This window comes from Dechloromonas sp. CZR5 (genome assembly GCF_008711155.1).
Taxonomy (GTDB): domain Bacteria; phylum Pseudomonadota; class Gammaproteobacteria; order Burkholderiales; family Rhodocyclaceae; genus Azonexus.
In genome coordinates, this window is the sequence record NZ_VUYQ01000003.1 from 403,494 (window position 1) to 425,189 (window position 21,696).

Here is a 21,696-nt window from a genome sequence, read left to right on the forward strand (position 1 = left end):
GCGTTTTGGGGGCTCTGCGAAAAACAATTCGCATCCCCCGGTTTTTTTGAAATACTCCCTTTCGGTACTGACCGGATAAACAGAACAAAACGACCCCATGCACAGCCAACCGATCGATTTCCATCCCCCGGCGGAAGAAGCCGCTCCCATCCTGCTACCGGTCACCACCACCCTGTTCGCCGACCGGGCAGCCCGCTTCAACGCGCTGGCCGACCAGCACAGCCTCGCCGACTGGCTGCTGTTTCTGGGCGACCTGAGCCAGGCCCAGCACGAAGTCCTCAAAGGTCTGCCCACCATCGCCCTGCCCGACGCCGCAGCGCTCGAACAATCGCGCACGCATGGCATGCCGCCCCTGAACGCCGCTTCGCTGGTCCGCCCCGCTGCCTGGCGCTTTGCCCTGCAGCAAATCGTGCAACGCCTGGAGGCCGATGCCCCGGAAGGCGCCCAAGCGACGCTGAAGAAAATTTTTGCCGCCTCGGAAGCCGAACTTGAACAGCTGGCCGACATGCTGCTCAAGGGCGAACCCGACATGGCCCATGCTGCGGAATTGCCCTTCGTTGCCGCGGCCTTGCAAGTCGTTTTCACCCAAATGGCCAGCCAGCTCGACGCCCGCCATTTGCAGAAACTCGATGCCCATGGCGTCTGCCCCTGCTGCGGCAGCCTGCCGGTAGCCAGCGTCGTTCGCCTCGGCGCCACCATCAACAACCTGCGCTACTTGCACTGTTCGTTGTGCAACACCGAATGGAACGTGCCACGCGCTACCTGCACAACCTGTGATACCGACAAGGAAGTCTCCCTGCACGAGATCGAAGGCAGCAAGGGCGCCGTCCGCGCCGAAACCTGCGACGCCTGCAAGAGCTACCTGAAGATCGTCTATCAGGAAAAAGACCCGAATGTCGATCCGGTCGCCGACGACCTTGCCACCCTGCCCCTCGACATGCTGGTCGACGAAGCGGGGTACGAGCGCTCCGGCCCCAACCTGCTGCTGATCGGCGCCCATAGCGGCTGACCACGGCCATTTTCTTAACCTTTCTGCCCGGTTCGGGTGAAAGCCATGAACGACAATAAACGCCTTCCCGCGGTCGACCGCGTCCTGCAGCAAATCCCTGAACTGATCGAAATCCACGGCCGCCAGCTGGTCACCGGCTGCGTCCGCGCCGAACTGGCCGCCGCCCGCGAAGGCTTGAAACACGGCCTGCCGCTACCCGAAGAGAGCACCCTGCTCGCCGCCATCAGGCGCCGGGCCGGCGATGCCGGCCGTGCCAATCTGCGCCCGGTCTTCAATCTGACCGGTACCGTGCTCCATACCAACCTCGGCCGAGCCCAACTGGCCGAGGAAGCCATCGCCCTGATGGTCGACGCTGCCCGAGCGCCCTGCGCGCTGGAATACGACCTTGCCTCCGGCGGTCGCGGCGACCGAGACGACCTCGTCTCCGGCCTGCTCGCCGAGCTGGTGGCCGGCGGCGACCCGAACGTCGCTGCCACCATCGTCAACAACAACGCGGCGGCGGTTCTGCTGTGCCTGAACGCGCTGGCCCAGGGCAAGGAAGCCGTTGTCTCGCGCGGCGAACTGGTCGAGATCGGCGGTGCCTTCCGCATCCCTGACGTGATGCGCCGTGCCCAGGTCCGCCTGCACGAAATCGGCACCACCAACCGCACGCACGACAAGGACTACGCCGAAGCCATCGGCCCGAAAACCGCCCTGCTGATGAAGATCCACACCAGCAACTATGCAGTGACCGGTTTCACCAAGTCGGTCGATGAAAAGGCCGTAGCCGACATCGCCCACGCGGCCGGCCTACCTTTTGTCGTTGACCTGGGTAGCGGCACCCTGACCGACTTCGCCGCCTACGGCCTGCCCCCGGAGCCGACGCCGCAACAGGCCCTGGCCGCCGGGGCCGACATTGTCACCTTCTCCGGCGACAAGTTGCTCGGCGGACCTCAGGCCGGGCTGATTGTTGGTCGCAAGGACCTGATCGCCAAGATCAAGAAGAATCCGCTGAAGCGCGCCCTGCGTGTCGGCAAAACAACGCTGGCCGCGCTGGAAGCCACCCTGCGCCTCTATCGCGACCCCGATCGCCTGGCCGAGCGCTTGCCGACGCTGCGCCTGCTCACCCGGCCGCTGCCGGACATCACGGCGCTCGCCGAACGGGTACTCCCCGCCATGCAAGCCGCCCTCGCCGGCCAGGCCGTGGTCGCTATCGACGCGTGCAGCAGTCAGATCGGCAGCGGTGCATTGCCTGTCGAACGCCTGCCCTCCGCCGCACTGGTTTGCCGGCCAACGGCCAAAAAACCGGGCAAGGCGCTGATCGCCATCGAAGCCGCCTTCCGTGGCCTGCCGACCCCGGTCATCGGCTATATCCGCAACGACGCTTATCATCTCGACCTGCGTTGCCTGGAGGCGAAGGACGAAGCGCGCTTCGTCGCCCAGCTGCAAGCGCTGCAATTCTGAGTACGGCCTCGCACGGCGGTCTGCGTACCGCCTGCCGTCCTCACCCGCGTCGGCAACGGCGCACCTGTAAATCCTGGCATCTCCGTGCCCGGATGGTTCAACCAATGGAGACGACATCATGACCATCAATCGACGACAGTTCCTCGCCGCCGGTGCGGCGCTGGGCGCAACGGCAAGCATTGCCGCGCCGACCAGCCCGCTGCCCTTCCTGATCCAGATGCAGTCCGACCCGCTGTTGCCGAAAGCCACCGGCAAGCGCGTCGTCATCTGCGGCGGCGGCTGGGGCGGCGTCACCGCGGCCAAGCACCTGCGCAAGCTCGACTCGAGCCTGGATGTGGTTCTCCTCGAGCGCAATCCGGTCTTCTTCTCCTGCCCGATGAGCAACAAATGGCTGGTCGATGTCGTCGACGCCCAGTTCCTCACCTTCAGCTACCTGCCGGTCGCCCAGAAGTACGGCTACACCTTCATCCAGACCGAAGTCACCGCTTTCGAGCGTGAGAAAAAGCGCGTGATCACCGCCCAGGGCTGGATCGACTACGATTACCTGATCCTCGGCAGCGGCATCCGCTACAACTACGAAACCTGGTTCGGCAACGACCGCAAGGCGGCTGACTACACCAAGGCGATGTTCCCGGCGGCCTACATTCCGAGCGCCGAGCACTTCCGGCTCAAGCAGAGCATCCAGAACTTCCAGGGCGGCGACCTGGTGATGACGCTGCCACCGCCGCCCCATCGTTGCCCGCCATCGCCCTACGAGCGCGCCTGCCTGATCGCCGGCCTGTTCAAGCAGCGCAAGATCAACGGAAAGGTCATCATCCTCGATCCGAAACCCAGCCCGGCGCCGATTACCGGCGGTTTCCAGGAAGCCTTTGCCAACCTCTACAAGGACCAGATCGTCTACGTGCCCAAGGCAACGATCAGCGAAGTCGATCCGTTCAACAAGAAGATCAAGACCGCCGCCGGCGACTTCAGATTCGACCACGCCATCCTGATGGCCCCGCACCAGGCTGGCGACATGGCCTGGAAGGCCGGCGTCATCGGCAAGAACGAGGAAGGCAAGCCAACGGGCTGGGCCGGCGTCGATCCCTTCTTCCTGAACATGAAGGACGATCCGGACGTCTACGTGATCGGCGACTCGGTCGGCATCGTGTCGCCCCAGTTCCGTTTCTATCCGAAGGCCGGGCACGTCGCCAACGCCCACGCCCGGATCGTGGCCAAGTACATCGCCGAACGGGTGAAGGGCCGTACGCCGAAGTACGATCTGCCGGACAACCTCTGTTTCATGATGGTCAATACCGAACCGCGCGAAGATATTGCCGTCCGCTTCAAGTACTACGTCAACGACAAGGGCGTCATCATTCAGGATCAGGACGACGACAACCTGCGTCGCGACGAACTGGTCACCGAGGATTTTGCCTGGGCCGGACGCATGTACGAGGACATGTTTGGCTGAGAACCCGGGCCGCGGGCGGCGGTCTTTCCACCGTCGCCCCGCCTTATGGAGAAAACCGTGGAATTGCTGCGCATCGCCGGCCTCTTCGCCGTCACTGCCCTGGCCGAGATCGTCGGCTGCTACCTGCCCTGGCTCGTGCTGCGACAAGGAAAGAGCGCGTTGCTGCTGCTCCCGGCGGCGCTCTCGCTGGCCGTCTTCGCCTGGCTGCTGACCCTGCATCCGACCGCCGCCGGACGCACCTACGCGGCCTATGGCGGCATGTATATCGCCGTTGCGCTGGCCTGGCTGTATTGCGTCGACGGCTTGACGCCGACGCGCTGGGATATCGCCGGGGCCGTCGTCGCCCTGTGCGGCATGGCGATCATCGCACTACAACCGGCAACAAGCTGACACAATAGAGCCCACGCCAGCCCTCCCCTCCTTCCATCATGTCCCACTTTCTCTTTCTCAACGCCAGCACCCGCGAACCCGGTCATATCGGCAATACCGAGAAACTGGCCAGACACGCCGCCAAAGCGCTCTCCGCCGACGCGCAGCAAACCTGGTGCAAGCTCGCCGATCTGGAACTTCCCCCTTTCATAGACCTGCGCCACACCGCCGGCACCTACCCGATGCCTGTCGGCGAGGCCAAGCCGCTACTCGACCTTACGCTGGCGGCGACCGATCTGGTCTTCGTCTCACCGGTCTACTGGTTTTCCGCGCCCTCGCCGCTGAAGACCTACCTCGACCACTGGAGCGCCTGGCTACGCATACCCGGCCTCAATTTCAAGGAAGGCATGGCCGGCAAGCGCCTGTGGGTCATCGCCACCAGTGGAAACCGCGAAAAGGCACAACCGATGCTCGACAGCTACCGCCTGTGCGCCGAATTCCTCGGCATGCAGTGGCAGGAACCGCTCTGGGGCAAGGGAGGCGCGCCGGACGCCGTATTGGCTGACGAAGCCGCGCTCGCTGCCGCCGGCACCTTCTTCCAGGCCACCTGAACCCATGATCATCGGCACCGCCGGCCACATCGACCATGGCAAGACCACGCTGGTCAAGGCACTGACCGGTGTCGACTGCGACCGGCTCAAGGAAGAGAAGGCTCGCGGCATCACGCTCGACCTTGGCTATGCCTACACCCCGTTGCCGACGGGCGGCACGCTCGGCTTTATCGACGTTCCCGGCCATGAAAAGCTGATCCACAACATGCTCGCCGGCGCCACCGGCATCGATTTCGCACTGCTCGTCATCGCCGCCGACGACGGCCCCATGCCGCAGACCCGCGAGCACCTCGACATCATCGAGCTGCTCGGCATCCGCCGGGGTGCGGTGGCCCTGACCAAGATCGATGGCGTGTCGCCCGAACGCCAGGCGCAGGCCATGGCCGAAATTGCCGACCTGCTCGCCGGCACGACGCTGGCCGAAGCACCGCTCTTCCCGGTCGCCGCCGTCACCGGCCAGGGGATCGCAGCGCTACGCGGCCATCTTGACGAGGTGGCCGCGGAAATCGGAGAACGTACCCGTCAAGGCGGCTTCCGCCTTGCCATCGACCGCTGTTTCACACTCTCCGGCGCCGGCACCGTCGTCACCGGCACCGCTTTTTCCGGCGCGGTAAAAGTCGGCGATCAACTGCTGCTCTCACCACCGGGCAAGGCGGCTCGCGTCCGCAGCCTGCGCGTTCAGGACGCGCCCGCCGAATCGGGCCACGCTGGCCAACGCATAGCGCTGGCCCTGGCCGGCATCGAAAAGGCCGAGGTCGAACGCGGCATGTGGCTGCTCGCGCCTCCGCTGCATGCGCCGACCCATCGTCTCGACGCGACGATCCGCATCCTCCCCGGTCAGCCGCCGCTCAAGCATTGGACGCAAGTCCACTTCCATCTCGGCGCCGAAGACGTACCTGCTCGTATCGCCCTGCTTGGCGCTGACGAGATTCGGCCCGGCAGCGAACACTGGGCGCAAATCACGCTGGAGCGCGATATCGGCGCGCTGTCCGGCGACCGCTTCATCCTGCGCGACGCCTCCGCCCGCCACACCATCGGTGGCGGCCGCGTTCTCGACATCTTCCCGCCCCATCGCAAGAAACGCAGCCCGGAACGCCTGGCCATGCTTGCCGCACTGGCCGACGACAATCCGGCGACCGCCCTGCAATTGGCCACCAGCCAGCAAGCAGCCGGCGTCGAACTCTCGGCCTACGCACAGAACCGCAATCTCGACGCGGCCGCGTTGCATATCCTGGCCGATGATTTGGGTCTCCGCCTGGTCGGCAACACCGCCTTCTCGGCAAGCAACTGGCAAGCCCTGGAGGAGCGCCTGCTGGCCGCCCTCGCCGCCGAGCACGAGCGCGCTCCCGACATGCCCGGTGTCGAGCGCGACCGCCTGCGCCGCCTGACCTTGCCCACCCTCGGCCGTCCGGCCTTCGATGCACTGCTCGCCGCTCCGCTGGCCGAAGCGCGTATCGCCCAGACGAACGCCTGGCTGCACCTTCCGGAGCACCGCGTTCAGATGGCCGCCACCGACCGCGACCTGTGGCAAGCGCTCAAGCCGCTCCTCGATGCCACCCCCTATGGCCCGCCGCGCGTACGCGACGTGGCCAAGGCCACCGGCGTGCCGGAAGACACCGTACGCGCCCTGTTCAAGCGCGTCGCCCGCATCGGCGAGGCTTACCCGGTAGCGCACGATCACTATTTCACCGCAACCGCGGTCGCCGACCTGGCGAAACGGGTCGCCGCCATCAATGCCCGGGACGGAATGGCCCGCGCCGCTCCCTTGCGCGACGAAATCGGCGGCGGCCGAAAAGTCGCCATCCACATCCTCGAATTTTTCGATCGTATCGGCTACACTCGCCGGGTCCGCGATACCCACGTATTGCGCGGCAATCCGCAGCAATTCGGCGCATGAACAACGGAAGAGATCGTTCCCCGGTGGGGCGGCCGGTCTTCAAAACCGGCAGGACCTGTCAAACAGGTTTGGGTAGGTTCGACTCCTGCTCTCTTCCGCCAATAACCATGCACCGGTAATTTGCCGGTACATAAAAGAAAAACCCCGCCGCAGCGGGGTTTCGGATGCATCAGGCCGTAGCGGCCCGACGTAACAGGCCGTACAGTTCGTCCTTCAGCGCCAGTTTTTCCTTCTTCAGCGCCTCGATTTCCAGTTGCGTCGCATGTTCGATATGCGCCTCCAGATTCTTGATCTTCTGATCCAGATCGTTGTGCCGCTCAAACAGGTTGAGGAAGTGGCGGTCAGTTGTTTTCAGTTGGGTAATCAGATCACGATACTCAGGAAACATAGGCTAACTCTCATGGTTGATGATTTCGAAACAGACAGCCTCACCCTAGCAGGCAACTCGGGGTGACGTATTGCGCTGCGTCAACATTCTGCTTGCTCGACAACGGTTCGTTCTCGCGAAAATCACTGCCACCCCGACTGCGGGTGTCCGTTTCTAGCGCTGGAAAGCTGCGTGGCAGGCTGCAGTAAGGTTAAACTTCCGCATCCATCCAATTCCCTTTCGCCAATGGCTCACCATCCCTTCCACGGCAGCGTGCCCGACGATCGTCTTTACTGCCCCGCCCACGATATGTGGGTCCGGGAAGAGGAAAACGGCGAGGTACTGATCGGAGCGACCAGTTTCGGCATCTTTATCGCGGGCGAAATCATCGCATTTACCGCCAAGCCGAAAGGCGCGCAGGTTGCCCTCGGCAAGGGCCTGGGCACGGTCGAATGCCGCAAGACCGTGCTCGCCGTCCACGCCCCCATCTCCTTCATCCTGCTTGAGGGCAACGAGGCCGCCGAAGAACATCCGGCCCTGGTGGACAAGCAGCCTTACGGCGACGGCTGGATGGTGCGCGCCCAGCCAACCGACTGGGAAGCCGAAAAGGCAACCCTCGTCGATGCGGCAGCCTATCGCCGACACATCCTCAAGATCGAGCCGGATGCCTGCTTTGAGTGACCAGCTGGCCATCCTGATCTGCACAGCCAGCACCGAACGCCCCGAGCTGTATTCGACACCGCTGGTCCACGCCTTGGCTGCGCGCGCCCTCGATGCCAAGGTCGAAATCCATTTCGCCGGCCCGGCGGTACGCCTGCTGTCTGACGGTGTGGCCGACACGCTCTATCCCACGGCAGCCCGTGAAAAATCGATCGGCGAATTCCTGCGCGAGGTCATCGCCGAAGACATCCCGCTCTTCGCCTGCGGCATGGCCCGTGCCGGATGGATAGCCGAGAATGAGGCGCTGATTCCGCAGGCGCGGGCTGCCGGCGCCACCGCCTTCGTTGCCCGCGCACTCGACCCGGCATGGCGCACGCTGATCTATTGATGACCTGCCCGCCCATCACCGGTGTTGTTCTCGCCGGCGGACAGGGGCGCCGCATGGGCGGCGTCGACAAAGGACTGCAGGAACTCCAGGGGCGCCCGATGAGCGCCTGGGTGGTCGAACGCCTGGCGCCCCAGGTCGATGAACTGCTCATCAATGCCAACCGGAATGCTGAACGCTACACCGAATTTGGCTACCGTGTCGTCGCCGACAAGATTCCTGACTTCGCCGGCCCATTGGCAGGCCTGCATGCGGCCCTGTCGGCAGCCAGTCACCCCTGGGTTGCCACCGCCCCCTGCGACTCCCCATTTCTACCGAGCGATCTGGTGTCGCGGCTCGCCGCAGCGATGCGAACCGCCGATGCCGACCTGGCCGTTGCCCGCACCTTCGACCAGCCACACCCGGTGTTCTGCTTGTGCAAGCGTGACGTTCTACCGCACCTGACGGCCTATTTGCAAAGTGGCGAGCGTAAATTCGATCGTTGGTACGCCACCCTGAAGACCGTCGAAGTTCCCTTCGACGACGCTGCCTCGGCCTTCGAAAACATCAATACCCGCGAAGAATTGCAGCGTTTCGACGCCCCGCGCTAAGCGACGGAAATGCAAGTACACAACACTTGCCAAGGACCGTGCAAGCACGTCGCATAAACGACTCTCCAACCTGTGGAAAACCCTTATTGTGTCGCAAAAAATCGCGCCTAAACTGCGCGCGCAGGATCAAAAAACAGACATAAAAGGTAAACAGCAAATGAACGTCAAGGTGCACTACCGCATCACCCAGGATCGCGCCGGCATTCCGCAGGATTTCTGCGGCGCCCGCCACTTCATCGCCTGCGAAGACCAGGCTATCGAGGATATCGCCCGCACCCAGCTGGCGGCCGACTACCAGATTCCGCAAAGCGCTGTCGTCATCTCCCGCATCGAAGCTTGATCGCGACGCGCGGGATCGTCTGATCGGTCTGCGCCAACAAGCGTTGCTCGGCTGACTTTGATCGCTGCTCGGTATGGCAGCTGGCCCGAGTCCGTTGAGCAACCCGATACGAAGCGACATCTACGCCGCCACGGATTGTTGATTGTCGCCGGGAACGGCTGTCTCCGCTGTTAGCATCGTACGACGGTAAGCTTGCAAACTTGTCGTGACGATCTACACTCAAAAAGTATTTGGGAGACCGCATGGGAAAAGTGTCATTCGATCGTCGCCAGCAACCGCGCCAGCAAGCGCAGCAACAGCCTCAGCAGCTGGCTTTCTCTCGCTCGGCGGCCGACAAGCATCGATCGCCTCGCCTGGCGTGGCAAAACCTGAGCAACACGCAAGCCAGAAAACAATCTGGCACACTATAGTTCCCGCCCAGATATTGACCACCAGAGAAGAGCCCATGAAGATCGCCGTATTTTTCGCTGCGCTATGCAGTTCGTTCGCCCTCTGGGCCGGCCCCGCCCCCTGGTACAAATGGCATAGCAACTCGGCCGACTACGACATATGCTCCCAAACCTCTCCCGGCGATGGCTGGGAAATCGTCAAGGGGCCGTTTCAGGACTCGCATTGCCGGAAGCCCGGAATGCCTGAATAGCCGCGAACGCGAACAATCCAGCCGCACAAATGAAAAAGCCACTTCAATCGAAGTGGCTTATTTCATCTTGGTTTGGCGCGCCCGGAGCGATTCGAACGCCCGACCCTCTGGTTCGTAGCCAGATACTCTATCCAACTGAGCTACGGGCGCGCTGCCAAAAATCAAACCGAACAAGATCGGCTTGAAAAGGTTCTGTGGCGCGCCCGGAGCGATTCGAACGCCCGACCCTCTGGTTCGTAGCCAGATACTCTATCCAACTGAGCTACGGGCGCGCTGACAAAAATCAATCCGAACAAGATCGGCTTGAAAAGGTTCTGTGGCGCGCCCGGAGCGATTCGAACGCCCGACCCTCTGGTTCGTAGCCAGATACTCTATCCAACTGAGCTACGGGCGCGCTGCCAAAAATCAAACCGAACAAGATCGGCTTGAAAAGGTTCTGTGGCGCGCCCGGAGCGATTCGAACGCCCGACCCTCTGGTTCGTAGCCAGATACTCTATCCAACTGAGCTACGGGCGCGCTGACAGAGCGGCGCATTATACGTGGCCAGGCGTAGAATGCAAGGGTTTTCGGGAAAAAAGCCGATGTCCACCATTTCAGTCCGAATGCCGAAGTACCCCGAATGCTGGTCAAGTTGCGGTTCGTGCGCCAGCGGCAACGTGTTCATTCTGGAATTGCTGGTTACCGTGGGCGAAGAAGTCCAGCGCGACGACAACATCCTGACGCTGGAGACCGGCAAGGTGGCACTGGACATTCCTACCCCCTACGCCGGTCGCGTCGTGGCGATTCACGTTACAGAGGGCGATACGGTCGATGAGGACGCGCTGCTAATAACGCTGGAAACTGCCTGAACAACGCGGCCAGCCACCCCGTCCCACCCTCTTTCTTCACTTTGGGACGTAGACCTCCATCGCGTTGCGTACTTCGCGCACGCCCCGCACTCCGCTGGCCAGATCGAGCGCCCGACGCAAGGCGTGTTCATCGGGAACCGTGCCGGCCACGGTGATCACAGCCGCATTGGAGAAGACGCGTATTTTCGAACCGGCAAGGCCGATGTCGGTACGCAACAGGGTTTCGACCCGCTCGCCCAGTGCGGCGTCCTGCGCTTCGTTATTGGCCACCATCGCGGCGAGCACTTGCGGATCATCGGTTGCTGCGGATGACAGGCCGAGCCCGGCGAAAGTCGCTGCGGCAACCAGCGCGACGACATAGATGTTGGATTTGAGCATATTGATTCCCTTTTTGTAGTGAGTACCCAGCCCTATCGCGATCTTCGTGCCAGAATAAAATTACTCAATAAATTCAATAGGTAGTGAAATATTTGAGGGTAACAAGACGCACCTGGCGTCGTGCGCCGGCGACATATCGCCGCACGGCGTTTTTTCTCGACAAGGGTGCAGCGGCGAAATCAGCGCTCGGCTTGGGAGTCGCCTTCGCTACGGAACATGGCCGGAGTCAGGTCGTGCTTTTGCAACAAGCGGTAGAACTCGGTCCTGTTGCGCTCGGCAATACGGGCGGCATCGGCGACATTGCCATCGGTCAGCTTGAGCAGCTGAACAAGGTAGTTGCGCTCGAAACGCTGCTTGGCGTCGGCGTAGGTCAATGCATCCATGGCCGGCACACGCAGCGCACGCTGGACCAGCGCGGCAGGGATCAGCGGCGTCGACGTCAGCGCGCAGCTTTGTTCGACGACGTTGAACAGTTGCCGGACATTGCCGGGCCACGAAGCGGTGGCCAGCGCCTCCAGGGCATCCGGCGCGAAACCGTTGATCGGCTTGCCGTACTTGACGGCGAGCAGGCCGGCAAAATGGGCCGCCAGCAGCGGAATATCCTCACGCCGCTCCTCCAGCCGGGGCAGGGTCAACGACACGACATCGAGACGGTAATAGAGGTCCTCGCGAAACAAGCCCTGCGCCATGGCGCTATCGAGGTCGCGATGGGTTGCCGAGAGCAGGCGGACATCGACCGGCTCGGCCTTGGTCGTGCCGACCGGACGTACGACACGCTCCTGCAGCACGCGCAGCAGCTTGACCTGCAGGGCGAGCGGCATGTCGCCGATTTCGTCGAGAAAGAGCGTGCCGCCGTTGGCGGTCTGGAACAGGCCGACGCGGCTGGTGGCAGCACCGGTGAAGGCGCCCTTGGCATGACCGAAGAGTTCGGACTCCAGCAATTGTTCCGGAATGGCGCCACAGTTGATGGCGACAAACGGCCCCTTGGCGCGCGGACTGGCCCGGTGGATGGCGCGCGCCAGCACCTCCTTGCCGGAACCGCTTTCACCGCGGATCAGCACGCTGGCATCCGAAGTGGCGACCATGCGCGCATCGGCCATCAGGGCGGCCATTCGGCTGCTGCGGAATATGACGCCCTCCATCCACGCATCGCCCCCCTCGCCGGCCGCCATCGCCGCCTCGCCGACCGGCTGTGTCGGCTCGGAGAGCTGCAGGGCACGGTCGATCTTTTCAAGCAGTATCTGGCTGTCGAAGGGTTTGGTCAGGTAGCCAAAAACACCGCGCGAGGTCGCATCGACCGCATCCGGAATATTGCCGTGTGCAGTAAGCAGGATGACCGGCAAGGTCGGCCGCGTGCGGCGGATCTCCTCGAATAGTGCCAGGCCATCCTGCCCCGGCAGGCGGATATCGCTGACCACGACGCGCGGTGAATCGACAGCCACCCGCGCCAACGCCTGTTCGGCCGAACCAACCGCTGTCACCCTGAAGCCGCGCGCCTTCAGGCGCATGGTGAGCAAGCGGAGAATATCCTCGTCATCGTCGACAACCAGCACATGGGCCCCTTCGCCGCGCAATACCTGCCTCATCGCTTGCTCCCGTCCGGTTTGCCGGAACGCTGCCGAGGCGTCAGGGTACGCTCGATGTCGGCTAGGCTGTCGAGCTTGTCCTGCAGCTCACCGGCCTTGCGCTGGCTGTCCTTCAATTGCTGCCCCTGCCTGTCGATCTGGTTCTCGAGTTTCAGGCGTTCAAGATAATTGTCCGCCACCTGCCGAGCCAGAGGCTGGAAAGGGGCTGCTGCCGGATCACTGGATTTGAGTACGCTGTCGAGCAATGCCAGCCCTCTGTTGAGGTCCTGCTGCACACGGGGATGGCCGAGCAGCATGGCCATGCGGACCTGGGTATAAGGCGTTTGCGGTACGGCGACGAGGATGGAGCGCTCACGCCCTAGTTCGGCCGGCGTCATTCTGGCGAGTCCCTGGTAATAGCCAAGAGCCGCTTCCAGGGTGGGTTCGTCGGCACGGGCCGTCTTCTTGGCATTGATCGGCAATGCCATGCAACCTGCCAGCAGGGCGGCCATCGACAGGCCACACAGCCCGCGACGCATCAATTCGGTTTTACTGCTCATCGGGAATTTCCACACAAAAATGGGCACCGCTTTCCTGCGGCACCAGATATACCCTGCCCCCCATCGCACGCACCAGTTCGCGCACGATGGACAGGCCCACCCCGCTACCCTGACGCGGCGCCGGAGCAACACGCTGGCCCTGAACAAACGGATCGAAGATTCGCTGGCGGTCCTCTTCCGCAATCCCCGGCCCCTGATCGATGCACTCGAAGCGGCACAGGCCGTCGGCGCGAGTGACCACGAGGCGGATTTCGCCATTGTCCGGGCTAAAGTCGATGGCATTCGACAACAGGTTGTCGAGAACGACAGCCATTTTCTCGGCATCCAGCGTCACCGCCTGCTCGGACGCCTCCACCACAACTTTCAACTGGCGCGCTTGGCTGTGCAGCTCCCGACGCTGAACGACACCGGCCAGCAGCTTTCTGGGCTTGACTGGCGCCAACTGCAGGCGGCGCGCCTCGAAGGCCGCGGCATTCAGGGTGAGCAGGCTTTCGATCTGCTCCTGCAGGCCCCGCACGTTATGCTGCAGGATATCGACCACCTCGCGCTGCGCTTCCTCGAGCGGCCCCGGGACCTCCTCTCGCAACAGAGAAACGCCCTCCTTCAATGCGGTGAGCGGGGTCTTGAGTTCATGCGACACGTGGCGCAAGGCGCGCTCGCGATCAGCCTCCAGCTCGGCAAGACGCTGGCGCAACCAGTCGAGGCGCTTGCCGAGCTGGCGCAAGTCGTCCGGACCGCCAACAGTGATCGGCGCATCGAACCGGCTGGCACCGAGGCGCACGATGGCCTGTTCAAGATGGCGCACCGGGCGCACCAGCCACCAGCCCATGGCCAGCGCGACCAACAGCGCGCCGAGCAGTGCCAGCCCGATACGCCCTCCCAGCTTGAGACGAGCCGCATCCAGTTCATCCAGCGTCCTGCGGTTCTGCTCCTCGACCCAGCGCTGCCCCGCCTGCTTGAGCAACCCGTTCAATTCGGCCATGCGCGACAACAGGGGAATGATCTCGCCCTGTGGAATGCTCTGCTCCAGCCCGCTGCGCAGCGCCTCGGCCACCATGCGCCAGCCGCCGAGCAAGGGCGGCAGGGGTTCGGCAGCCATGCCGTCGAGCCGATCGACCAGCGTCAACGACTGCGCCAGATACTCGTCGAAACGCTGGCGAAATACCGGATTGTCGAGAACAAGATACTGGCGGGCGCTCCGTTCGATATCGACTGTCCGTTCGCCCAATTCCTGAATGGCCGCAGTGAGCTGTATGGCCTGATCGCTGCTGCGCCGGCTCTGGTCGACCAGTCTTTCGACAACCAGCCAGCTTTGTATCGCCACCCCGCCCAGCAGCAGGACGATCAGCGTGAAGCCGAGCAACATGCCCTGGCGGAAGGAAATGCGATTCATTTGTGTGTTGATTTGAAAACTCCCACCCAGTTTAGCGGCCGACAGCGCTTGCCCGACTTGGACAAAGCCTTGAAACACAGAAAAATTTCTTATACGAATCAAATAACTAAGATCGTGTCGCATTTTAACGACAAGACATTTTTCAAGCCTAGACGACTTTCCGGGAAAGGCCAAAAAAAACTGTCGCCATTTGCCGACATCCACACCGTTTTTTTCTTGAATCGAGTTTAATTAAACAACCTAATCAACTGTTTTATTTGAAATTTATTGACATGGCACGGATATCGCAATGGAGGTCGGGACGATTTTTTGTCAAAAACCTCATCACGGGAGTTTCCATGTTCAGCAAACCGACCATCACCACCCGCAACGACAGCATCACCCGCAAGGACGTCCGTAGCGTTCTTGGATCGGGCAACGGTCTCGCCGGTGCCGTGCCCGAGCCCAAGGTTGTTACCGATGCTCCCGCCGCCTCCGAGGACGGAAAAACGACCGCCGGCGAAACCGAAACGCCGGTAGCTGCCCGCCTGATCGTCGGCCCCGAGGTCAAGCTCAAGGGCGCAGAAATACTCGACTGCGACACACTGGTCGTTGAAGGCCGCGTCGAAGCCACCATGGACAGCCGGGTCATCCGCATCGCCGACAAAGGCGCCTTCTCCGGCAAGGTGAGCATCGACGTAGCCGAGATTCACGGCAGCTTCGAAGGCGAACTGACGGCACGCTCGCAACTGATCATCCACGCCACCGGCAAGGTTAGCGGCAAGATTCGCTACGGCAAGCTGGTCATCGACGAAGGCGGCGAGCTGTGCGGCGACATCAACGCGCTCTCCTCCGAAAGATCCTCCCAGCGCCAGCAGCGCGACGAACCGGTCCTGCCGCTCAGCGCAGTCGCCGGTTGATTACTTTATAGGCTCCCCATAGAATGACCGCTATGCATGATGCATTATCCTTCCACACCCTGCTTCCCAATCTGTTGGGCACCCAGCTCCTGGCAGACGAAGCAGGCCCCTCTTCCGACATCGCAGTTCCGGTCGCCGTACCGGAGTTGATCATCGCACCCGCCGTCACCTACGCCCAACTTCGCGCCTGCAGCAGTCTGGTCCGTCGTATGTATACCTGGCGCGGCTACCGCCTCGCGCCCAACCGCCTGCAGCCAGCCGACCCCAACCATGTCACCATCGGTGCCTGGCTCGCTGGCGAACTGGTCGCCACGGCGACCGCTTCCCGCGACTCGGCCGCGGGCCTGCTCGCCGATGGCCTCTACCAGGACGAACTGACCCGCTTGCGCGGTCCGTCGCGGGTGGTCTGCGAAGTCACTCGCCTGGCGGTAGACCTCGACTGTCACGACCCCGAACTGCTCAATGCCCTGTTCAAAGCCACCTACCAGTACGTACGCGCAGTTTTTGGCGGCACCGAAGTGGTCATCGAAGTCAATCCGCGCCACGCCGGCTACTACCGGCGAACCATGGGCTTCCAGCATATCGGTAGCCTGCGCACCTGTCCCCGCGTCGATGCGCCTGCCGTACTTCTCCATCGTACGCTCGCCAACTTCCACTACTGACCCGCCTACCGCCCTTGTATCACCAGCCTTCGTTGAACGAAGGCTGGTTATTTGCGCTGAAGCCCCGTAGACTTCGCCCTTTGATTATTTTCCTTTCAGGCAAGCGCAAATGGCTCAATACGTCATGTCCATGCTGCGGGTCAGCAAGATCGTCCCGCCCAAGCGTCAGATCATCAAGGACATTTCCCTGTCCTTCTTCCCCGGTGCCAAGATCGGCCTGCTCGGCCTGAACGGCGCCGGCAAATCGACCGTGCTCCGCATCATGGCCGGCGTGGACAAGGAATACGACGGCGAGGTCCAGCACCTGGCTGGCGTCTCCATCGGCTACCTGCCGCAGGAACCGCAACTCGACGCGGCCAAGACGGTCAAGGAAGAAGTCGAATCCGCCCTCGGCGAAGTCATGCAGGCACAGGCCAAGCTGGACGAGGTCTATGCCGCCTACGCCGACGAGAACGCCGACTTCGACAAACTGGCCGAGGAACAGGCCCGCCTGGAGGCGATCATCGCCACCGCCGGCTCGGATACCGAGCACCAGATGGAAATCGCCGCCGATGCACTGCGCCTGCCGCCTTGGGATGCCGTGATCGGCAACCTGTCCGGCGGTGAAAAGCGCCGCGTCGCGCTGGCCAAGCTGCTGCTCGAAAAACCCGACATGCTGCTGCTCGACGAACCGACCAACCACCTCGACGCCGAATCGGTCGAATGGCTGGAACAGTTCCTCGTCCGCTTCCCGGGCACCGTCGTCGCCGTTACCCACGACCGCTACTTCCTCGACAACGCTGCCGAGTGGATTCTCGAACTCGACCGCGGCCACGGCATCCCCTGGAAGGGCAACTACTCTTCCTGGCTGGAGCAGAAGGAAGCCCGCCTGGAAACCGAAAACAAGCAGATCGACGCCCATATGAAGGCGATGAAACAGGAACTGGAGTGGGTTCGCTCCAATCCGAAGGCACGCCAGGCCAAGTCCAAGGCCCGTCTGTCCCGCTTCGAAGAAATGTCCAGCCACGAATATCAGAAGCGCAACGAGACCCAGGAAATCTTCATTCCGGTCGGCGAGCGCCTGGGCGACCAGGTCATCGAATTCGACGGCGTCACCAAGTCCTTCGGCGACAAGCTGCTGATGGACAACCTGAGCTTCAGCATCCCGCCGGGCGCCATCGTCGGCATCATCGGTCCGAACGGCGCCGGTAAATCGACCCTGTTCAAGATGATCACCGGCCAGCAGCAACCGGACTCCGGCGAAGTCAAGATCGGTCAGACGGTCAAGATGGCCTACGTCGACCAGTCGCGCGACTGCCTCGACGGCTCGAAAACGGTCTTCGACGAACTGGCCCAGGGCAGCGACATCCTGCAGATTGGCAAGTTCGAGATGCCGTCGCGCGCCTATATCGGCCGCTTCAACTTCAAGGGCGCCGATCAGGGCAAGCTGGTCGGCAACCTCTCCGGCGGCGAACGTGGCCGCCTGCACCTGGCCAAGACGCTGATGGCCGGCGGCAACGTCCTGCTGCTCGACGAACCGTCGAACGACCTCGACGTCGAAACCCTGCGCGCGCTGGAAGACGCCCTGCTCGAATTCCCAGGTTGCGCACTGGTCATCTCGCACGATCGCTGGTTCCTCGACCGTATCTGTACGCACATCCTGGCCGCCGAAGGCGAATCGCAATGGACCTTCTTCCCGGGCAATTACCAGGAATACGAGGAAGACAAGCGCAAGCGCCTGGGCGAGGAAGGTGCCAAGCCGAAGCGCATCCGCTACAAGCCGATCACGCGCTGACCCTCGCCTGCGGGATAATCAGGCTTCAAACAAACAGGGCGCCCTCCGGCGCCCTGTTTGCTTTGTGTCATCCGAAGCGCTCAGGCTACTTGCCCTCGCCCGCCGGCGAACTGATCTCGGTCAGCGTCAGATAGCCGTCCTTGGTATTCACGATCTTGTAGACCGCGTCGGGATTGGCACTGGCTTTTTTCAGCACCGACTGCCATTCCACTTCCGCACTGCGCAACCCGTCGATTTTCTTGTGGACAGTATTGATGCTATCCGCCACCTCCGTCTTCATTTCCTCGTTGAACTGCTCGACTTTCTTGGCGGTCGGATTCAACACCAGCAGGACTGTATTGGCGAGCGAAAAAACGAGAGCTGCCGCCGCAATGATCAGGGTCGGTTTTTCGAGGTTATGGATGGCCCCTTTGGATTTGGATTCAGCTTTCGCATCCGTGGCCTCTTTCGATTCGTCACTCATCGCTTCTTCCTCCATCAAAGACGAAATCCTCTCATGGATCAGAACGAACCGCCCGGTGCGTCACTCAATCGAATCCCGAGGGCGTTGCCGGTTTATGCATACTTGCCACAAACTGAAGGCATCGCTTGCCTGTCGGACATGCCGGCTTGATGTACGGTTCGCAGAACAGCGGCGGCAGAACGCAAAACGGGCGCCGTTTCGGCGCCCGTCCTTTTTTGCTCCCCGCCATCGCGAAGAGCGAAAGCTGCGTATGGGAATGTACTAAGTTTTTATTAGTGCTTCAAGCTGGCAGAGAAAACTGCCTTGGTCTTTTCGGAAAACTGGAACTCGCTGAACGCGCGATCGATCTCGGCGCCGTTGCGGCCTTCGGAATGATCCTCGAAGCAGATACCGATGGTCTTGCCATTGGCAGCCAGAGTCTGGAAGGCGAAACGCCAGCGTTGTGCTTCAGCCAGGCGCTCACGCAGCTCGGCTTCGTTGGAAATCGTGATACCGGCTTTCTTCAGGGAATCCAGGAATTGTTCGAAGGATTCGTTGCTCAGACTGCCCATTTGACTATCTCCGTAGGTATGCGGTGTTTGATCACCATGAGCCTAATAACGACGCAATTTCGATTCGGTTGACACAAAAGTTATAGCTTTCGAAATGCGATAATCACGCCTATGAAAAAGCAGAACACCCCCGCCGACATTCCGGAAATCCGCGCCGGCCAATCCATTGATTTGCTGAAGGAATTGCACATCCTGACGCGCGACGGCAAGCTCAACCAGGACACGCGCCGCAAGCTGAAGCAGGTTTATCACCTCTATCAGTTCATCGAGCCACTGCTCGAAAATGCGGAAACCTTGGTCGATCACGGTGCCGGAAAATCCTATCTCGGGTTCATCCTGTATGACCTCTACTTCAAGGAACGTGCCAGCGGCGAGATCGTCGGCATCGAAACACGTGCCGAACTGGTCGAAAAATCCCGCGAATTGGCCGCCAGGCTTGGCTTTCCACGAATGCGCTTCATGGCCTGTACAGTCGAGGATTCGCTGTCGTCGACCGAGCTGCCGGGCGCCGTGGATGTCGTCACCGCGCTACACGCCTGCAACACGGCGACCGACGATGCCATCCGTTTCGCCCTGACGCGCAATGCCCGCCATATCGTCCTCGTCCCTTGCTGCCAGGCCGAAGTGGCCGCCACGATGCGGGCCAAAAAGAACGATTCGCTGGGCAAAACTCCGCTCTCCGAACTTTGGCGACACCCCATCCATACGCGCGAACTGGGCAGCCACCTGACCAACGTGTTGCGCTGCCTGCTGCTCGAGTCGCACGGCTACGACGTCACCGTCACCGAACTGGTCGGCTGGGAGCATTCGATGAAGAACGAACTAATCATCGCCTCGAAGCGCAACCATCCCCGGAAAAATGCCCGCGAACGCGCCGAAGCCATCTTGCGCGAGTTCAATATTCAAGAACTTGCCCCGCGTTTTACGTACTAAGGCGCCATGACTCGCATTCAACACCCGCTCGAACTCCTCGCCCCTGCCAAGAACGCCGACTTCGGCATCGAGGCCATCAAGCACGGCGCCGACGCCGTCTATATCGGCGGCCCGTCTTTCGGCGCCCGCTACGGTGCCGGCAACGATGTCGCCGAAATCAAACGCCTGTGCGATTTCGCCCACCGCTATCGCGCCAGGGTCTTCGTCGCGCTCAACACCATCCTGCACGACTCGGAACTCGAAGATAGCCGGCAACTGGCCTGGCAACTCTACGAGGCCGGCGCCGATGCGCTGATCATCCAGGACATGGGCCTGCTCGAACTCGATCTGCCGCCCATCCAGCTGCATGCCAGCACGCAGACCGACATCCGCAACCCGGCCAAGGCGAAGTTCCTCGAAGACGCGGGTTTCTCGCAGATCGTGCTGGCCCGCGAGATGAGCATCGACGAAATCGGGAAAGTGGCCGATGCAACGACGCTGGCCCTCGAGTATTTCGTGCACGGCGCGCTCTGTGTCGCGTATTCCGGCCAGTGCTTCATCAGCCATGCCCATACCGGACGCAGCGCCAATCGCGGCGAGTGCTCGCAGGCCTGCCGCCTGCCCTACACGCTGGTCGACGAAAAAGGCAAGGTCATCACCGAGAACCAGCACCTGCTGTCGATGAAGGACAACAACCAGACCGAGAACCTGCTCGCCCTGGTGGAGGCCGGCGTCAGCTCGTTCAAGATCGAGGGCCGCCTGAAGGACCTCTCCTACGTCAAGAACATCACGGCACATTACCGCCAGCTGCTCGACGAAATCATCTCCGCCAACCCGCAATACTGCCGTGCCTCCAGTGGCCGCAGCACCTACACTTTCGAACCGCAGCCGGACAAGACCTTCAACCGCGGCTACACCGACTACTTCGCTGGTGGCCGCCAGGACGATATCGGCGCCTTCGACACGCCGGCCTTCGTCGGCGAACTGATCGGCGAAGTTGTCGAAATCGGCGACGGCTGGATCGTCGTCAATAGCGAACAGGCGTTCCACAACGGCGATGGCGTCTGCTTCCACGATGCCAACGGCGACGTGATGGGCATGCGCATCAACCGTGCGGAGGGCGACAAGCTCTTCCCGGCTGAAATTCCGGAAGAGCTAACTGAAGGCGCGACCCTGTTCCGCAACCGCGACCAGGAGTTCGAACGCGCACTGGAGAAGAATTCGGCTGACCGTCGCGTGTCGGTGAAGCCGGTGCTGTCGGAAACCGACACCACCTTCGTCCTGACCCTGACCGATGAGGACGGCGTAAGTGCCACTGCCGAACTGCCGCGCAGCGAGAAGATCGGTAGCGAACTGGCCCAGAATCCGGAACAGGCCTTGGCCAAGCTACAGGAAAACCTCGGCAAGTTCGGCAACACCATGTTTGTCGCCGAGCCGGTCAAACTGGATCTGACCCAGGCCTGGTTCCTGCCGGTCGGTGCCGTGAACGCACTACGCCGGGAGGCCACCGAGAAGCTCGAAGCCGCCCGCCAAGCCGGCTACCAGCGCCCGCCGCGCGCCCAACCGGCAGCCGACCCGGTGCCCTACCCGCAGGATGAACTGACCTACCTCGGCAACGTGTTCAATACCAAGGCCCGCCAGTTCTACGAGAAGCATGGCGTCAAGCTGATCGAGGAAGCCTACGAGGCTGGCAACGAGAAGGGCATGGTGTCGCTGATGATCACCCGCCACTGCCTGCGCTACAGCTTCAACCTGTGCCCGAAGGAAGTGAAGCACCTGAAGCCGGACCCGATGACGCTGATGAACGGCAGCGAGAAGCTGATCCTCAAGTTCGACTGCAAGGCCTGCGAGATGCACGTCATCGGCAAGATGAAGAAAGGCGTCAAGCTCAACCTCGGCGCCATCCGCCAGGCTTCCTGCGGCTAAC

General features: G+C 62.0%; 23 protein-coding genes and 5 tRNA genes. 17 read left to right on the forward strand and 11 right to left on the reverse strand.

Annotation, left to right across the window (positions count from 1 at the left end):
• Positions 1-97 precede the first annotated feature (97 nt).
• From fdhE to F1002_RS10800, 7 genes are all read left to right on the forward strand, one after another.
• Positions 98-1,009: a formate dehydrogenase accessory protein FdhE gene (gene fdhE, locus F1002_RS10770; protein WP_150429031.1), complete on the forward strand. Its 912-nt coding sequence runs from the start codon at positions 98-100 to the stop codon at positions 1,007-1,009.
• 45 nt (positions 1,010-1,054) lie between these two features.
• Positions 1,055-2,452: an L-seryl-tRNA(Sec) selenium transferase gene (selA, locus tag F1002_RS10775; RefSeq protein WP_150429032.1), complete on the forward strand. Its 1,398-nt coding sequence runs from the start codon at positions 1,055-1,057 to the stop codon at positions 2,450-2,452.
• A 118-nt stretch (positions 2,453-2,570) separates the two neighbouring features.
• Positions 2,571-3,905 (forward strand): NAD(P)/FAD-dependent oxidoreductase, encoded by a 1,335-nt coding sequence (locus tag F1002_RS10780; protein WP_150429033.1) that lies wholly within the window; start codon positions 2,571-2,573, stop codon positions 3,903-3,905.
• Between the two features lie 57 nt (positions 3,906-3,962).
• Positions 3,963-4,295 carry a YnfA family protein gene (locus tag F1002_RS10785; RefSeq protein ID WP_150429034.1) on the forward strand — a complete coding sequence of 111 codons (333 nt, stop codon included), beginning with the start codon at positions 3,963-3,965 and terminating at the stop codon, positions 4,293-4,295.
• Between the two features lie 38 nt (positions 4,296-4,333).
• Positions 4,334-4,885, forward strand: coding sequence for a flavodoxin family protein (locus F1002_RS10790; protein ID WP_150429035.1), 552 nt, complete (start codon positions 4,334-4,336; stop codon positions 4,883-4,885).
• A gap of 4 nt (positions 4,886-4,889) precedes the next feature.
• A complete protein-coding gene (gene selB / locus F1002_RS10795) occupies positions 4,890-6,782 on the forward strand; it encodes a selenocysteine-specific translation elongation factor (RefSeq protein WP_150429036.1) in 1,893 nt (630 codons plus the stop codon).
• A gap of 5 nt (positions 6,783-6,787) precedes the next feature.
• Positions 6,788-6,883 (forward strand) — tRNA-Sec (locus F1002_RS10800).
• A 68-nt stretch (positions 6,884-6,951) separates the two neighbouring features.
• Here F1002_RS10800 and F1002_RS10805 read toward each other — a convergent pair.
• Positions 6,952-7,170 (reverse strand): YdcH family protein, encoded by a 219-nt coding sequence (locus tag F1002_RS10805; protein WP_150429037.1) that lies wholly within the window; start codon positions 7,168-7,170, stop codon positions 6,952-6,954.
• 225 nt (positions 7,171-7,395) lie between these two features.
• Here F1002_RS10805 and F1002_RS10810 point away from each other — a divergent pair, with 225 nt between their 5' ends.
• The 4 genes from F1002_RS10810 to F1002_RS10825 all read left to right on the forward strand — a co-directional run bounded on the left by F1002_RS10810 (position 7,396) and on the right by F1002_RS10825 (position 9,124).
• On the forward strand, positions 7,396-7,830 hold the full coding sequence (locus F1002_RS10810; RefSeq protein WP_150429038.1) for a glycine cleavage system protein H: 435 nt from the start codon (positions 7,396-7,398) through the stop codon (positions 7,828-7,830).
• Positions 7,823-8,197: a DsrE family protein gene (locus tag F1002_RS10815; protein WP_223879549.1), complete on the forward strand. Its 375-nt coding sequence runs from the start codon at positions 7,823-7,825 to the stop codon at positions 8,195-8,197. The genes F1002_RS10810 and F1002_RS10815 overlap by 8 nt, the downstream gene beginning before the upstream one ends.
• Positions 8,176-8,784, forward strand: a complete 609-nt coding sequence (gene mobA / locus F1002_RS10820; protein ID WP_150429040.1) for a molybdenum cofactor guanylyltransferase MobA — start codon at positions 8,176-8,178, stop codon at positions 8,782-8,784. The genes F1002_RS10815 and mobA overlap by 22 nt, the downstream gene beginning before the upstream one ends.
• 157 nt (positions 8,785-8,941) lie before the next feature.
• Positions 8,942-9,124 (forward strand): hypothetical protein, encoded by a 183-nt coding sequence (locus F1002_RS10825; protein ID WP_150429041.1) that lies wholly within the window; start codon positions 8,942-8,944, stop codon positions 9,122-9,124.
• A gap of 713 nt (positions 9,125-9,837) precedes the next feature.
• Here F1002_RS10825 and F1002_RS10835 read toward each other — a convergent pair.
• The 4 genes from F1002_RS10835 to F1002_RS10850 all read right to left on the reverse strand — a co-directional run bounded on the left by F1002_RS10835 (position 9,838) and on the right by F1002_RS10850 (position 10,280).
• A tRNA-Arg gene (locus F1002_RS10835) sits at positions 9,838-9,914 on the reverse strand.
• Between the two features lie 45 nt (positions 9,915-9,959).
• Positions 9,960-10,036: transfer RNA gene (locus F1002_RS10840), tRNA-Arg, on the reverse strand.
• A 45-nt stretch (positions 10,037-10,081) separates the two neighbouring features.
• Positions 10,082-10,158 (reverse strand) — tRNA-Arg (locus tag F1002_RS10845).
• A 45-nt stretch (positions 10,159-10,203) separates the two neighbouring features.
• Positions 10,204-10,280, reverse strand: a tRNA-Arg gene (locus tag F1002_RS10850).
• A gap of 65 nt (positions 10,281-10,345) precedes the next feature.
• Here F1002_RS10850 and F1002_RS10855 point away from each other — a divergent pair.
• Positions 10,346-10,612, forward strand: coding sequence for a biotin/lipoyl-containing protein (locus F1002_RS10855; protein WP_150429043.1), 267 nt, complete (start codon positions 10,346-10,348; stop codon positions 10,610-10,612).
• Positions 10,613-10,648: 36 nt separating this feature from the next.
• On the opposite strand, the gene F1002_RS10860 is transcribed toward F1002_RS10855, so the two are convergent.
• From F1002_RS10860 to F1002_RS10875, 4 genes are all read right to left on the reverse strand, one after another.
• Entirely contained in the window at positions 10,649-10,990 is a 342-nt protein-coding gene (locus F1002_RS10860; RefSeq protein ID WP_150429044.1) for a BON domain-containing protein, read from the reverse strand.
• 179 nt (positions 10,991-11,169) lie between these two features.
• Complete coding sequence (locus F1002_RS10865; RefSeq protein ID WP_304522907.1) at positions 11,170-12,576, reverse strand: sigma 54-interacting transcriptional regulator; 1,407 nt, start codon at positions 12,574-12,576, stop codon at positions 11,170-11,172.
• On the reverse strand, positions 12,573-13,115 hold the full coding sequence (locus F1002_RS10870) for a permease (RefSeq protein WP_150429045.1): 543 nt from the start codon (positions 13,113-13,115) through the stop codon (positions 12,573-12,575). The genes F1002_RS10865 and F1002_RS10870 overlap by 4 nt, the downstream gene beginning before the upstream one ends.
• Entirely contained in the window at positions 13,105-14,508 is a 1,404-nt protein-coding gene (locus tag F1002_RS10875; protein ID WP_150429046.1) for an ATP-binding protein, read from the reverse strand. Before F1002_RS10875 ends, F1002_RS10870 begins: the two co-directional genes overlap by 11 nt.
• Positions 14,509-14,846: 338 nt before the next feature.
• Here F1002_RS10875 and F1002_RS10880 point away from each other — a divergent pair, with 338 nt between their 5' ends.
• From F1002_RS10880 to ettA, 3 genes are all read left to right on the forward strand, one after another.
• The gene (locus F1002_RS10880) at positions 14,847-15,407 is read left to right on the forward strand and encodes a polymer-forming cytoskeletal protein (protein ID WP_150429047.1); all 561 of its coding nucleotides are present in this window, start codon (positions 14,847-14,849) and stop codon (positions 15,405-15,407) included.
• 32 nt (positions 15,408-15,439) lie between these two features.
• A complete protein-coding gene (locus F1002_RS10885) occupies positions 15,440-16,069 on the forward strand; it encodes a hypothetical protein (protein ID WP_150429048.1) in 630 nt (209 codons plus the stop codon).
• Between the two features lie 109 nt (positions 16,070-16,178).
• Entirely contained in the window at positions 16,179-17,843 is a 1,665-nt protein-coding gene (gene ettA / locus F1002_RS10890; RefSeq protein ID WP_150429049.1) for an energy-dependent translational throttle protein EttA, read from the forward strand.
• An 85-nt stretch (positions 17,844-17,928) separates the two neighbouring features.
• Here ettA and F1002_RS10895 read toward each other — a convergent pair whose 3' ends face one another.
• Both F1002_RS10895 and F1002_RS10900 read right to left on the reverse strand, forming a co-directional pair.
• Positions 17,929-18,321 (reverse strand): hypothetical protein, encoded by a 393-nt coding sequence (locus F1002_RS10895; RefSeq protein WP_150429050.1) that lies wholly within the window; start codon positions 18,319-18,321, stop codon positions 17,929-17,931.
• 257 nt (positions 18,322-18,578) lie between these two features.
• Entirely contained in the window at positions 18,579-18,857 is a 279-nt protein-coding gene (locus F1002_RS10900; RefSeq protein ID WP_150429051.1) for a hypothetical protein, read from the reverse strand.
• A gap of 111 nt (positions 18,858-18,968) precedes the next feature.
• On the opposite strand from F1002_RS10900, the gene F1002_RS10905 reads away from it, so the two are divergent.
• Both F1002_RS10905 and F1002_RS10910 read left to right on the forward strand, forming a co-directional pair.
• A complete protein-coding gene (locus tag F1002_RS10905; protein ID WP_150429052.1) occupies positions 18,969-19,790 on the forward strand; it encodes an SAM-dependent methyltransferase in 822 nt (273 codons plus the stop codon).
• Between the two features lie 6 nt (positions 19,791-19,796).
• A complete protein-coding gene (locus F1002_RS10910; protein ID WP_150429053.1) occupies positions 19,797-21,695 on the forward strand; it encodes a U32 family peptidase in 1,899 nt (632 codons plus the stop codon).
• The last annotated feature ends 1 nt before the right edge of the window (position 21,696 follow it).

What these genes read in the sequence shown, in the direction of transcription:
- F1002_RS10825 (WP_150429041.1), top strand. Translation starts at nt 8,942, where the DNA reads ATGAACGTCAAGGTGCACTACCGCATCACCCAGGATCGCGCCGGCATT.
- F1002_RS10875 (WP_150429046.1), bottom strand. Translation starts at nt 14,508, where the DNA reads ATGAATCGCATTTCCTTCCGCCAGGGCATGTTGCTCGGCTTCACGCTG.
- selB (WP_150429036.1), top strand. Translation starts at nt 4,890, where the DNA reads ATGATCATCGGCACCGCCGGCCACATCGACCATGGCAAGACCACGCTG.
- F1002_RS10870 (WP_150429045.1), bottom strand. Translation starts at nt 13,115, where the DNA reads ATGAGCAGTAAAACCGAATTGATGCGTCGCGGGCTGTGTGGCCTGTCG.
- F1002_RS10780 (WP_150429033.1), top strand. Translation starts at nt 2,571, where the DNA reads ATGACCATCAATCGACGACAGTTCCTCGCCGCCGGTGCGGCGCTGGGC.
- F1002_RS10885 (WP_150429048.1), top strand. Translation starts at nt 15,440, where the DNA reads ATGCATGATGCATTATCCTTCCACACCCTGCTTCCCAATCTGTTGGGC.
- F1002_RS10810 (WP_150429038.1), top strand. Translation starts at nt 7,396, where the DNA reads ATGGCTCACCATCCCTTCCACGGCAGCGTGCCCGACGATCGTCTTTAC.
- F1002_RS10805 (WP_150429037.1), bottom strand. Translation starts at nt 7,170, where the DNA reads ATGTTTCCTGAGTATCGTGATCTGATTACCCAACTGAAAACAACTGAC.
- selA (WP_150429032.1), top strand. Translation starts at nt 1,055, where the DNA reads ATGAACGACAATAAACGCCTTCCCGCGGTCGACCGCGTCCTGCAGCAA.
- mobA (WP_150429040.1), top strand. Translation starts at nt 8,176, where the DNA reads ATGGCGCACGCTGATCTATTGATGACCTGCCCGCCCATCACCGGTGTT.
- fdhE (WP_150429031.1), top strand. Translation starts at nt 98, where the DNA reads ATGCACAGCCAACCGATCGATTTCCATCCCCCGGCGGAAGAAGCCGCT.
- F1002_RS10790 (WP_150429035.1), top strand. Translation starts at nt 4,334, where the DNA reads ATGTCCCACTTTCTCTTTCTCAACGCCAGCACCCGCGAACCCGGTCAT.
- F1002_RS10880 (WP_150429047.1), top strand. Translation starts at nt 14,847, where the DNA reads ATGTTCAGCAAACCGACCATCACCACCCGCAACGACAGCATCACCCGC.
- F1002_RS10860 (WP_150429044.1), bottom strand. Translation starts at nt 10,990, where the DNA reads ATGCTCAAATCCAACATCTATGTCGTCGCGCTGGTTGCCGCAGCGACT.
- F1002_RS10865 (WP_304522907.1), bottom strand. Translation starts at nt 12,576, where the DNA reads ATGAGGCAGGTATTGCGCGGCGAAGGGGCCCATGTGCTGGTTGTCGAC.
- F1002_RS10855 (WP_150429043.1), top strand. Translation starts at nt 10,346, where the DNA reads ATGTCCACCATTTCAGTCCGAATGCCGAAGTACCCCGAATGCTGGTCA.
- F1002_RS10895 (WP_150429050.1), bottom strand. Translation starts at nt 18,321, where the DNA reads ATGGAGGAAGAAGCGATGAGTGACGAATCGAAAGAGGCCACGGATGCG.
- F1002_RS10910 (WP_150429053.1), top strand. Translation starts at nt 19,797, where the DNA reads ATGACTCGCATTCAACACCCGCTCGAACTCCTCGCCCCTGCCAAGAAC.
- F1002_RS10900 (WP_150429051.1), bottom strand. Translation starts at nt 18,857, where the DNA reads ATGGGCAGTCTGAGCAACGAATCCTTCGAACAATTCCTGGATTCCCTG.
- F1002_RS10905 (WP_150429052.1), top strand. Translation starts at nt 18,969, where the DNA reads ATGAAAAAGCAGAACACCCCCGCCGACATTCCGGAAATCCGCGCCGGC.
- ettA (WP_150429049.1), top strand. Translation starts at nt 16,179, where the DNA reads ATGGCTCAATACGTCATGTCCATGCTGCGGGTCAGCAAGATCGTCCCG.